We start from the raw sequence: 11,430 nt of genomic DNA on the forward strand, positions 1-11,430 counted from the left end.
CCTCGATCTCGGCCGCGAAGTCCTTCAGCACGACGTTGCGCTTGAGCTTGAGCGAGGGCGTCAGGTGGCCGCTCTCCTCGGAGAACTCGGTGTCGAGCAGGCGGAACTTCTTGACCGCCTCGGCGTGCGAGACGGCCGCGTTGCCGTCGTCCACCGCGGTCTGGAGGGCGGCCAGCAGGTCCGGGTCGTCGGCGAGTTCGGCGACGGTGGCGGTGGCGGGCTTGCCGTTGAGCTCCTTCCACTTGGGGAAGAAGTCCGGGTCGACGGTGATCAGGCAGGCGACGAAGGGCTTGCGGTCGCCGACCACCATGACCTCGCCGACCAGGGCGTGGGCCCGGATCCGGTCCTCGATCACGGCCGGGGCGACGTTCTTGCCGCCGGCGGTGACGATGATCTCCTTCTTGCGGCCGGTGATGGTCAGGTAGCCCTCGGAGTCCAGCGAGCCGAGGTCGCCGGTGGCGATCCAGCCGTCCTTGAGGGTCTCGGCGGTGGCCTGCGGGTTGTTCCAGTAGCCGGTGAAGACGTGCGGGCCCTTGAAGAAGACCTCGCCGTCCTCGGCGATCCGGACCGAGGCGCCGGGGACCGGCTGGCCGACCGTGCCGATCTTCGGCTTGTCCCACGGGTTGAAGGCGGTGGCCGCGCAGGTCTCGGTCAGGCCGTAGCCCTCCAGGACGGTGAAGCCGATGCCCCGGTAGAAGTGGCCCAGTCGCTCGCCTAGCGGGGCGCCGCCGGAGATCGCGTGGGTGGCCCGGCCGCCGAGGGCGGCGCGCAGCTTGCTGTAGACCAGCTTGTCGAAGACCGCGTGCTTGACCCGCAGGACCAGGCCCGGGCCGCCGGCGTCCAGGGCCCGGCTGTAGGCGATCGCGGTGTCGGCGGCCTTGTCGAAGATCTTGCCCTTGCCGTCGGCCTGGGCCTTGGCGCGGGCGGTGTTGTAGACCTTCTCGAACACCCGGGGCACGCCCAGGATCAGGCTCGGCTTGAAGGCGGCCAGCTCGGCGGTGACGTTCCTGACGTCGGAGACGTGGCCGAGCTTGATCGGGGCCATCGCCGGGGCGATCTCGACGATCCGGGCGAACACGTGGGCCAGCGGCAGGAAGAGCAGGACGGAGCTCTCACCGGTGCGGAACAGCGGGGCCAGGCGCTCGATGACGTTGCCGCACTCGGCGAGGAAGTTGCCGTGCGTCAGCTGACAGCCCTTCGGCCGGCCGGTGGTGCCCGAGGTGTAGACGATGGTCGCGACCGAGTCGGGGCCGGCGATCCGGCGGCGCTCGTGGATCGTGGCGTCCGGGACGTCCTTCCCGGCCTCGGCCAGCGCGGCGATCGCGCCGCCCTCGATCTGCCAGGTCTGCTTCAGCTCCGGCAGCCGGTCGCGGACCTCCTCGACCACCGCGACGTGCTGGGCGGTCTCGGTGACCAGGGCGACCGCACCGGAGTCGCCGAGGATCCACTCGACCTGCTCGGCGGAGGAGGTCTCGTACACCGGCACGGTGATCGCGCCGGCCGTCCAGATGGCGAAGTCGAGCAGCGTCCACTCGTACCGGGTGCGGGACATGACGCCCACCCGGTCGCCCGGCTCGATGCCCGCGGCGATCAGGCCCTTCGCCGTGGCGTGCACCTCGGCCAGGAACTGCACCGCGGTCAACTCCTGCCAGTGGCCGTCCACCTTCCGGCTGAGCACCGCGACGTCCGGGTGCTCCTCGGCGTTCCGGTGCACAGGGTCGGCGAGGTTACCGCCGCTCGGTACCTGGTAGAGGGCCGGAAGGCTGAAGTCGAGCAAGACTGCTCCTCGTTCGCGACGCTGCGGGACGGCAGGACGTTACTGCCCGGTAGGCAGCTTCGACCAGGGGGGTCGGCTCCGGTGTTCGAAGTGTCACACCCGGCCGGGTCGGACCTGGCCGTGACCGGGTCGTTCGACTGGCACCCTACGACAGGCACTCGGTGACCGGCCGGTAGCATGCCCCGCCGCCCGCTGCCACCCGGCTCGCGTTCGTGCTCGCCCGGTGCCCGCACGGCGTTCTCCCGGCGCCCGTGCGGCCGAGTCGATCGCCGGTCGCGATAGCCTGCTCCGGGCGGATACGGGTCGAGCGCGCCTCGACCGGACCGGCAGGCAGAGGGACGAGGCGGAGGGCCATTCCATGGCGGAGCACACCAGGTCGAGCATCACCATCGACGCGACCCCGGCCACGGTGATGGCCGTGATCGCCGACTTCGCCGCCTACCCGGCCTGGACCGGCGAGGTCAAGGAGATCGAGGTCCTGGAGACCGGCCCGGAGGGCCGCGCCGCCGAGGTCCGGCTGCTGCTGGACGCCGGCGCCATCCGCGACGAGCACGTCCTCGCCTACACCTGGGACGGCGACCGCGAGGTCAGCTGGACCCTCGTCCGCAGCCAGATGCTCCGCTCGCTGGACGGCTCCTACACCCTCGCCCCGCTGGCCGGCGGCCGTACCGAGGTCACCTACCAGCTCGCCGTGGACGTCAAGATCCCGATGCTCGGCATGATCAAGCGCAAGGCCGAGAAGGTCATCATCGACCGCGCCCTGGCCGGTCTGAAGAAGCGCGTCGAGGGCGACGCGGCCAAGGGCTGACACGGCGGATCGGGGGCTGGACGGCATGACGGCGACACGCACCATCCTGGTCAGCGGCGACTCGGGCGCGCCCACCGTGGCCGCGGCCACCGCCCTGCACGCCGCCCGGCGCGGCCACCGCACCTGGCTGCTGGCCGCCGAGGACCCGCACCGCGCCCTGGACTCCGTCCTCGGCACCCGCCTGGAACCCGAACCGGTCCGCCACGCCCCGGGCCTGACCGTGTCCCGGATCGACGAGCAGGCCGCCTTCCGCTACGTCGTCGGCGAGCTGGCCGGCCGGCTCAAGCCCGCCCTCGACCTGCTCGGCGCCGAACAGCTCGACCCCGAGGAGCTGACGGCCCTCCCCGGCATCGCCCGGCTCGCCCTGCTGCGCGCCCTGCCCGCCGCCGACCAGGACGTCCTGGTCGTGCTCGCCCCGCCGCCCGCCGAGCTGATCGCCACCCTCGCCCTGCCCGAGCAGCTGGAGCGCTACCTCGACCGGCTGGTCCCCGAGCAGCGGCAGGCCGCCCGGGCGCTGCGCCCGCTGCTGGCCGGGCTGGCCGGGGTACCGATGCCCGCCGAGTGGCTGTACGAGGGGCGCACCAAGGCCGCCGCGGTGCTCGCCGAGTCCCGCGCCGCGATCAGCGATCCGGGCACCAGCGTGCGCCTGGTCGTCCCGGCCGACGGCCACCCGTACGAGGAACTGCGCCGGATACGGGCCGGGTTCGCGCTGTACGGACACCGGCCGGACGCCGTGGTGGTGCACGGCGGGCTGCCGCCGGCCGCCCTCGCCTCGCCCGATCCCTGGCTGGCCGCGCTGGCCCGCCGCCGCCAGGAGGAGCTGGACCGGCTGACCGCCGCCACCGACGCCCCGGTGCTGGTCACCGGCCTGGCCGAGGCCACCCTGGAGGCGGTCGCCGACCGGCTGTACGGGGACGGGCCAGGCCCCGAGCGGCTCGATCCCGAGCCGTGGACCGTCGAGGACCGGCTCGCCGAGGACGGCCTGCTGGTCTGGCACCTCGACCTGCCCGGCGCCGACCGCACCGAGCTGGACCTGGTCCGCCGGGGCGACGAACTGGTCGTCGGCATCGGCGCCCACCGCCGGGTGCTCACCCTGCCCTCCGCGCTGCGCCGCTGCACGGTGGCCGGGGCGGGGCTGCAGGACGGGGTGCTCTCGGTGCGGTTCGCACCCGACCCGGCGCTCTGGCCGCGGGGCTGACGGCCTTTCGGGCCTTTCCGGGGCTCGGAAACGGGCCCCAGGGCCGTTCGGGTAGCGTCGGGGCCCGAGGGCCGCGGGGTGCGGCCACGGCTGAGGAGGCGCCCGCGATGACCAGCACCGACGACCGCACCGAGCCCGACGGCGACCGCACCGAGCCGGGCGGCGACGGCACCGGGCCCGACGGCGGCCAGGCCCATCCGTTCGGGCCGGAGCTGGGCCCGCTGGTGGACGAGGTGCGCCGGTTCGCCACCGCGCTCGGAGAGAAGGCGCAGGAGACCGGCGCCACCACCCTGATCACCCTCTCCGGGCTGGCCGACCGCCTGCGCACCCAGCAGCCCGAGGTCTACGGCCACCTCGCCGCGGCCGGCTCCGGGATCGCCGCCGCGGGCACCGAGCTGCTGGCCGCCTACCGCGCCGCGGTGGCCGGGCACGAGCGGCGCTGGACGGCCGGGGCGGGTGCGTCCACCGAGAAGATCGACCTCGACGCGCCGGGCGGGGCCGAGGGGGCCGAAGAGGCTGACGGGCCGTCCGCCAAGCAGTGAATCCGTAACCTTCGGAGCGTGATCGGCCTGCTCTCGTACGTCACGAAGAAGGAGATTAGATACGACTTTTGAAGCGTCGCGGCTCGGTTGTCCCGGAAATGTCTTCGGATAATGTATGCGAGGCTGTGTACGGGGGCCAGGGTTGGGCGGTAGCGTTCCGTCCAGCGGGAACGAGTGAATAGCTGAGGGACACATGGCTCTGACCATCGGCGTCGATGTCGGCGGGACCAAGATCGCGGCAGGCGTGGTCGACGACGCGGGCGCGATCCTCGCCCGGACCCGGGTGCCCACCCCGGCCGACCCGCAGTGGGCGGTCGACGCCATCGCGCAGGCCGTGCGCGAACTCAAGGAGCAGCACCCCGACGTCACCGCGGTCGGCGTCGGCGCCCCCGGGTTCGTCGACAGCAACCGCTCCACGGTGATCTTCGCGCCCAACATCGACTGGGAGAACGAGCCGCTGCGCGGCCGGATCGAGGAGCTCATCGGCCTGCCCACGGTGGTCGAGAACGACGCCAACTGCGCCGCCTGGGCCGAGTTCCGCTTCGGCGCGGCCGCCGAGCACCAGGACATGGTGCTGATCACCGTCGGCACCGGCATCGGCGGCGGCATCGTCCTGGACGGCCGGCTGCACCGCGGCCGCTTCGGCGTGGCCGGCGAGATCGGCCACCTCAACATGGTCCCGGACGGCCTCCAGTGCGGCTGCGGCGGCAAGGGCTGCTGGGAGCAGTACGGCTCCGGCCGGGCGCTGCGCCGCTACGGCCGGGAGAAGGCGGCGGCCGACCAGGTGCGCGGCCGCCGGATGCTGGAGCTCAACGACGGTGTCGCCGAGACCATCCGCGGCATCCACATCACCCAGGCCGCCGAGGAGGGCGACCCCCTCGCCCTGGAGTGCTACGCCGAGCTGTCCGACTGGCTGGGCCGCGGCATGGCCGACCTCGCCGCGCTGTTCGACCCGGGCGTCTTCGTCCTCGGCGGGGGCGTCTCCGACTCGGGCCGGCTGCTGCTCGACCCGGTCGCCAAGGCCTTCGAGCACTACCTGACCGGTGGTGTGCACCGCCCGCGCGCCGAGGTCGTGCTGGCCTCGATGGGCTCCGCGGCCGGCATCGTCGGCGCGGCCGACCTCGCCCGCACCTCCTGACGCGCGTCCTGACCACCTCCTGAGCCCGCCGGCGGCGGTGCGACCGGGCCCCGACCAATCCCGGACGCACCGCCGCCGTCGCACTACGGTCTGACCCAGTGACAACCGCACCGGGGAGGACCATGACCGCCGTCGCGCCCATCGAACCGCCGCCGTCCGGCCCGCGTCGGCTGCGGCTGCTCAGCTACAACATCCGCTCGCTGCGCGACGACCGGCGGGCGCTGGTCCGGGTGATCCGGGCCTGCGCGCCCGACCTGGTCTGCATCCAGGAGTCACCGCGCTACTGGCGGCCCGAGGGGCAGGCCGCCTGGCTGGCCCGGAGCACCGGGACGGCCGTGCTGGCCGGGGGCGGCCGCACCGCCGCCGGGCCGCTGCTGCTCGGCCGGCCCGGCGCGGTGGAACTGCTGGAGGTGCACGACCGGCTGCTGCCCAAGACCCGCGGCCTGCACGCGCGGGGCTTCGCCGGCGCGCTGCTGCGACTGCCCGGCGCGGCGCCGTTCACCGTCACCAGCTGCCACCTCAGCCTGGACCCGGAGGAGCGGTACGGGCAGTTCGAGCTGTTGCTCGACCAGCTCGCGATCGCCGAACAGGGCATCGTGGCAGGGGACTTCAACGAACACCCGGACGGGCCGGGCTGGCGGCTGCTGGCCTCGCGGCTGTGGGACGGGTACCCGACCGCGCCCTGGGGCGGCGAGTTCACCTCCGTCCCGGAACGCCCGTACCAGCGGATCGACGCCGTCTTCGCCACGCCCGGGATCACCGTCCTCGGCTGCGGGGTGCCGCACGGGCTGCCCGGCGTCACCGAGGCCGACCTGCGGGCCGCGACCGACCACCTGCCGGTGCTCGCGGTCGTCGAACTCCCCGAGGGCTAGCCGCCGGGCCTCAAGGCCTGTCTCTTGGGTCTTGTCGGACCCGGCAAGGACCCAAGAGGCAGGCCCTAGACCACCGCGCCGTGGTCCGGGTCCTCCGGCTCGTCCTCGTCGCGGTCGCGCATCCGCGCCACCAGGGTGACGAAGCCGCCCAGGAAGGCGGTGATCCCGACCCACGCGGGCCAGCCGGAGACCTCCCGCCAGACCACCGCGTCGACCAGTAGCAGGGCCGGGCCGCCGAGCACGGCCAGCCAGGCGAACTTGGCGGTCACGTCGGCCGGGGGCAGCGGCGGGGGCTCCGGCGGGACGAAGTGGCCCTCGTCGGTCTCCTCGGCCAGCTCGAAGTCGCGCGGGCCGGAGCCGGCGGCCGGGAGCACCGGCCGGCCGGAGCGCGGGCGGGGCTGCGGGGCCAGGTCGGAGAGGTCGTCCGGATCGGCCTTGGGACCGACGCCGTCCTTGAACCCGCCCTTGAGTTCGTTCTGCGCCCGGAGGTTCTCGACCTCCGGCCAGTTGGGGTTGGTGAGGTCGACCGGGTCGTCGAACTGGGCCACCAGGGCGGCGAAGATCGCGTCCTGCTCGGCCTGGGTGCGCTCGGGCGCGCCGCGCGCCGTCCGTCCGCGCGCCGTCCTCGCGGGGCTTCTCGTCCCCGCCGCCCGCCGTGCTGCTCTCGTGCACTTCCGGCCCTTCAGCCATGGAGATCGTCGGATTCGACCCTGCCCGCACCCGCCGAGTGCGCGGGGGCCAGCCGTCGGATGAAGTCCAGGCTGCCCGCGAATATTTCCGCCGCGTCGTGGTCCAGCGTCGCGACGTGGAAGCTGCGTTGGCACAGCCGCTCCGTCACGTCGGTCGAGGATATCCGGGCCAGCACCAGTTCGGAGTTGGCCGGCGAGACGACGTGGTCCTGCGGGCTGTGGAAGAGCAGCACCGGCTGGGTCACCTCCGGCAGCCGCCGCTGGACCTCCCGCCACAGCCGGCTCAGCGACCAGGCGGCGTGCAGCGGCGTACGGTCGTAGCCGAGTTCGTGCGCGCCCGGTCGGTTGATGTCGTCGGCGATCCCCGGCAGGCTCGGGACGAGGTGGCGGAGCACCGGGAGCAGCACGCTCGCCGGGTTGTCCGAGCGCACCGACGGGTTGACCAGCACCAGCCCGGAGACCGTCGGTCCGTGCAGCGCGGCGAGCCGCAGCGCCAGCGCGCCGCCCATCGACAGCGCGCAGACGAAGACCTGCTCGCACTCCTCGGCGAGGGCCAGCAGCTCGCGCTCGACCTCCGCGTACCAGTCCTCCCAGCGGGTGATCTGCATGTCCTGCCAACGGCTTCCGTGCCCCGGGAGCAACGGCAGCGAGACGGTGAACCCGGCCGAGGCCAGCTCCTCGGCCCACGGCCGCAGCGACTGCGGCGACCCGGTGAAGCCGTGGCACAGCAGCACGCCCACCGGTCCGCCCCGGTGGCGGTACGGTTCGGCACCGGGCAGCAGCGGCATGGCGAACTCCTTCGCGGGCGGGTGGCGCTGGGGGAGGGGACGCTGAACGAGGTGCTGCAGGAATCCGCATCGTCCCATGCCCCGAGCCGGGACGTACACCCCCCGACGGCGGGCCCGGGCGCAGCTCGCGGCCGCGGGGCATTAGGATCGTCCGGTCCGCATAACAGGAGGCCCGGGTTGTTCTACCGACTGATGAAGATGATCGTCGCGCCACTGCTTCGGATCTTCTTCCGGCCGTGGATCGAAGGGGAGGAGAACATCCCCACCGAGGGTGCGGCGATCATCGCGAGCAACCACCTGTCGTTCTCGGACTCCTTCTTCTTCCCCGCGCTGATCAAGCGCCGGGTCACGTTCATCGCGAAGGCCGAGTACTTCAACACCCCGGGCCTCAAGGGCCGCCTGACCGCCGCCTTCTTCAAGGGCGTCGGGCAGCTGCCGGTGGACCGCTCGGGCGTGCGCGGCGCCGGCGAGGCCGCGATCCGCAGCGCCATCGCGGTGCTGGAGCGCGGCGAGCTGTTCGGCGTCTACCCCGAGGGCACCCGCTCGCCCGACGGCAAGCTGTACCGCGGCAAGGTCGGCGGCCTGGCCCGCGTCGCGCTGGCCACCGGCGCCCCGGTGATCCCGGTCGCCATGATCGACACCGAGAAGGTGCAGCCGCCCGGCCAGGTGATCCCGAGCTTCGGCATCCGCCCCGGCATCCGGATCGGCCGCCCGCTGGACTTCTCCCGCTACCAGGGCATGGAGAACGACCGCTTCATCCTCCGTTCGGTGACGGACGAGGTGATGTACGAGATCATGCGGCTCTCCGGCCAGGAGTACGTGGACATCTACGCGACCGCCGCCAAGCGGCAGATCGCCGACGAGAAGAAGAAGGCCGACGCCGAGCGCCGCGCGGCCGCCCGGGCGGAGCGGGCCGAGGCCGCCGAGGCGGAGAAGGCCGAGAAGCAGGAGAAGGCCGAGCAGGCCGAGAAGCAGGAGCAGAAGGAGACCGGGTCGGCCTGACGGCCCGGGCAGGGCCCGGGGGAGGGGCTGGGGGAATGACGGAGGGCGCGAGAGCCGGCGCGGTCGGCGGCACGGTGGCGGCCGGCGGCATGTCCGTCGAACTCCCGCTGTGGAAGGCCATCTCCTACTTCCGGGTGCTGGCCCTGTGCTACGCCCTGCTCCGGTACTTCAACTCCTACCTGCACTTCCTGCACCCCGTCGCCGGCTGGATCTTCCTCGGCGCGCTCACCCTGTGGACGCTCGCCAGCACCCGCGCCTTCTCCAACCCGCAGCGCTGCACCTGGTGGGTCCTCGGCTTCGACCTCGCCCTCGCCGTGACCGGCATCGTGATGAGCGGGCTGACGGACGCCCCGGCCAGGATCAGCCACGGCGCGCCCACCCTGCCGACCATATGGGCCGCCGGGACGGTGCTCGGCTTCGCCGCCAAGGGCGGCTGGCGCCCCTCGGCGGCGGCCGGCTCGGTGGTCGGCGTCGCCAACATCCTCGGCCACGGCGGTCCGACCGGGGACAACATCCACAACATCGTTCTGCTGATGGTGGCCGGAGTCGCGATCGGGTACGTGATCGAGCTGGCCCGCGCCAGCGAGGCCACCCTCACCCGGGCGCTCCAGGTCGAGGCGGCCACCCGGGAGCGCGAGCGGCTCTCCCGGGACATCCACGACGGCGTGCTCCAGGTGCTCGCCCTGGTCCAGCGCCGGGGCGCGGAGTCGGCCGATGGTACCGGTGGTACGGACTTCGCCGAGCTGGGCCGCCTGGCCGGCGAGCAGGAGCGCGCGCTGCGGGCGCTGATGACCGGCGGCCCGCTCCCTGCTCAGCGCGGGCCGGAGGCCGACGCCGCCGAGCCGCGCGACCTGACCGCGCTGCTGCGCCCGCACGCCGACGAGCGGATCACGCTCTCCGCCCCCGGCACCCCGGTGCTGCTGCCGGGACCGGCCGCGAGCGAACTCGCCGCGGCGGTCGGTGCGGCTGTCGACAACGTCCGCCGGCACGCGGGGGAGCGGGCCCGGGCCTGGATCCTGGTGGAGGACGAGCCGGAGGCCGTCACGGTCAGCATCCGGGACGACGGCCCGGGCTTCGCCCCCGGGCGGCTCGGCGAGGCGGAGCGGGCCGGGCGGCTCGGCGTCTCCCAGTCGATCCGCGGCCGGCTGCTGGACCTCGGCGGCACGGCCGAGCTGTACTCGACGCCCGGGGAGGGCGTCGAGGTGGAACTGCGCGTCCCGAGGGAGGGTGCCGAATGACCGAACAGCCGACGACCGGCCGGCCGGTGCGGGTGATGGTGGTGGACGACCACCCGATGTGGCGGGACGCCGTCTCGCGCGACCTGGCCGAGGCGGGGCTGGACGTGGTGGCCACGGCGGGCGACGGCGAGGAGGCCGTGCGCCGGGCCCGCGCCTGCTCGCCGCAGGTCGTCGTGCTGGACCTCAACCTGCCCGGCCTGCCCGGTGCCGAGGTGTGCCGCCAGGTGGTCGCGCACGACCCGGCGGTGCGGGTGCTGGTGCTGTCGGCCAGCGGCGAGCACCAGGACGTGCTGGAGGCGGTGAAGTCCGGCGCGACCGGCTACCTGGTGAAGTCGGCCGGGCGGGAGGAACTGCTGGACGCGGTGCGCCGTACGGCCGGCGGCGACGCGGTGTTCACCCCGGGCCTGGCCGGACTGGTGCTCGGCGAGTTCCGGCGGCTGGCCACCGAGCCGGCCCCGGCCTCGGCGCCCGCCGTCCCGCAGCTGACCGCCCGGGAGACCGAGGTGCTGCGGCTGGTGGCCAAGGGCCTGTCCTACCGGCAGATCGCCGACCGGCTGGTGCTGTCGCACCGCACGGTGCAGAACCACGTGCAGAACACGCTGGGCAAGCTCCAGCTGCACAACCGGGTGGAGCTGGTCCGCTACGCGATCGAGCAGGGGCTGGACGACGACCTGTGAGCGGCTCCCGGGCGGGAGCCGCTCCTCGGCCGCTCAGCTCCGTACGGTCGTCGCTTCCCGCAGCAGGGCCGCCACGATGTCCACGCCGTCCCGGGTGAGCACCGACTCCGGGTGGAACTGGAGGCCGGCGAAGCCGGGGCCGCGCACGGCGTGGACGTCGCCGGTGGCGGGGTCGCGGGCGACCTCGACGCCCTCGGCGGCGAGCCGGGCCGCGTCGGTGTCCGAGCAGCGCGCGGTGAAGGTGTTGTAGAAGCCGACCGTCCGCTTGGTGCCGAACAGGTCGACGGCCTCCTGCGCCCCCTGGTACGGGACGGCCTTGCGGCCGAGCGCGAGCCCGAGCTCGGCGGAGAGCAGCTGGTGGCTGAGGCAGACCGCGAGCAGCGGCGCGGTGCGGGCACCGGAGCGGACGGCGGCCAGGGCGTCGGCGACGACCGGGCGCAGCACCGCCATCTTGGGGTCGTCGGCGAGCGCCGGGTCGCCCGGGCCGGGGCCGAGCACCAGCGGGCCGCGGTGCGCCGCGACCAGCTCGCGCAGGCCGGGCGCGTCGTAGCGGACCACGCGGACCCGGTGGCCGAGCGAGGTCAGCAGGTGGGCGAGCATCGAGGTGAAGGTGTCCTCGCCGTCCACGACCAGGGTCGGCTCGGGCTCGGTGACCCGGGCCGGGGCCTGCATCCGCAGCCAGAACGGCGCGAGGTCGGCCC

At 73.9% G+C, this 11,430-nt stretch carries 12 protein-coding genes; 8 read left to right on the forward strand and 4 right to left on the reverse strand.

Going from position 1 to position 11,430, the window contains the following annotated elements:
* Window positions 1-1,777, reverse strand: a 1,777-nt coding sequence (locus tag J0670_RS16570) for a long-chain fatty acid--CoA ligase (protein ID WP_207812356.1), incomplete at its 3' end; no start/stop codon positions are given.
* Window positions 1,778-2,135: 358 nt separating this feature from the next.
* On the opposite strand from J0670_RS16570, the gene J0670_RS16575 reads away from it, so the two are divergent.
* From J0670_RS16575 to J0670_RS16595, 5 genes are all read left to right on the forward strand, one after another.
* Complete coding sequence (locus J0670_RS16575; protein ID WP_207812357.1) at window positions 2,136-2,585, forward strand: SRPBCC family protein; 450 nt, start codon at window positions 2,136-2,138, stop codon at window positions 2,583-2,585.
* 25 nt (window positions 2,586-2,610) lie between these two features.
* Window positions 2,611-3,783: an ArsA family ATPase gene (locus J0670_RS16580; protein WP_207812358.1), complete on the forward strand. Its 1,173-nt coding sequence runs from the start codon at window positions 2,611-2,613 to the stop codon at window positions 3,781-3,783.
* Window positions 3,784-3,890: 107 nt separating this feature from the next.
* Entirely contained in the window at window positions 3,891-4,325 is a 435-nt protein-coding gene (locus J0670_RS16585) for a DUF5304 family protein (protein WP_207812359.1), read from the forward strand.
* Between the two features lie 193 nt (window positions 4,326-4,518).
* Complete coding sequence (locus J0670_RS16590; protein ID WP_207812360.1) at window positions 4,519-5,463, forward strand: ROK family glucokinase; 945 nt, start codon at window positions 4,519-4,521, stop codon at window positions 5,461-5,463.
* Window positions 5,464-5,585: 122 nt separating this feature from the next.
* Window positions 5,586-6,335 (forward strand): endonuclease/exonuclease/phosphatase family protein, encoded by a 750-nt coding sequence (locus J0670_RS16595; protein ID WP_207812361.1) that lies wholly within the window; start codon window positions 5,586-5,588, stop codon window positions 6,333-6,335.
* 65 nt (window positions 6,336-6,400) lie between these two features.
* On the opposite strand, the gene J0670_RS16600 is transcribed toward J0670_RS16595, so the two are convergent.
* Window positions 6,401-6,883 (reverse strand): hypothetical protein, encoded by a 483-nt coding sequence (locus J0670_RS16600; protein WP_307806548.1) that lies wholly within the window; start codon window positions 6,881-6,883, stop codon window positions 6,401-6,403.
* A 134-nt stretch (window positions 6,884-7,017) separates the two neighbouring features.
* Window positions 7,018-7,812 carry a carboxylesterase gene (locus J0670_RS16605; protein ID WP_207812362.1) on the reverse strand — a complete coding sequence of 265 codons (795 nt, stop codon included), beginning with the start codon at window positions 7,810-7,812 and terminating at the stop codon, window positions 7,018-7,020.
* Window positions 7,813-8,004: 192 nt separating this feature from the next.
* Between J0670_RS16605 and J0670_RS16610 the strand changes: the two genes are divergently transcribed.
* Genes J0670_RS16610 through J0670_RS16620 form a run of 3 tightly spaced genes read left to right on the forward strand, consistent with a single transcriptional unit; the run spans window position 8,005 to window position 10,729 of the window.
* Window positions 8,005-8,814, forward strand: coding sequence for a 1-acyl-sn-glycerol-3-phosphate acyltransferase (locus tag J0670_RS16610; RefSeq protein ID WP_207812366.1), 810 nt, complete (start codon window positions 8,005-8,007; stop codon window positions 8,812-8,814).
* A 35-nt stretch (window positions 8,815-8,849) separates the two neighbouring features.
* Window positions 8,850-10,052: a MacS family sensor histidine kinase gene (gene macS, locus J0670_RS16615; protein ID WP_243437112.1), complete on the forward strand. Its 1,203-nt coding sequence runs from the start codon at window positions 8,850-8,852 to the stop codon at window positions 10,050-10,052.
* Window positions 10,049-10,729, forward strand: coding sequence for a response regulator transcription factor (locus J0670_RS16620; protein WP_207812363.1), 681 nt, complete (start codon window positions 10,049-10,051; stop codon window positions 10,727-10,729). The genes macS and J0670_RS16620 overlap by 4 nt, the downstream gene beginning before the upstream one ends.
* 33 nt (window positions 10,730-10,762) lie before the next feature.
* Here the strand turns inward: J0670_RS16620 and J0670_RS16625 are convergent.
* On the reverse strand, window positions 10,763-11,430 hold a 668-nt coding region (locus tag J0670_RS16625; protein WP_207812364.1), incomplete at its 5' end, for an aminodeoxychorismate/anthranilate synthase component II.

The organism is Streptomyces sp. FH025 (assembly GCF_017427025.1).
Classification (GTDB): Bacteria; Actinomycetota; Actinomycetes; order Streptomycetales; family Streptomycetaceae; genus Kitasatospora.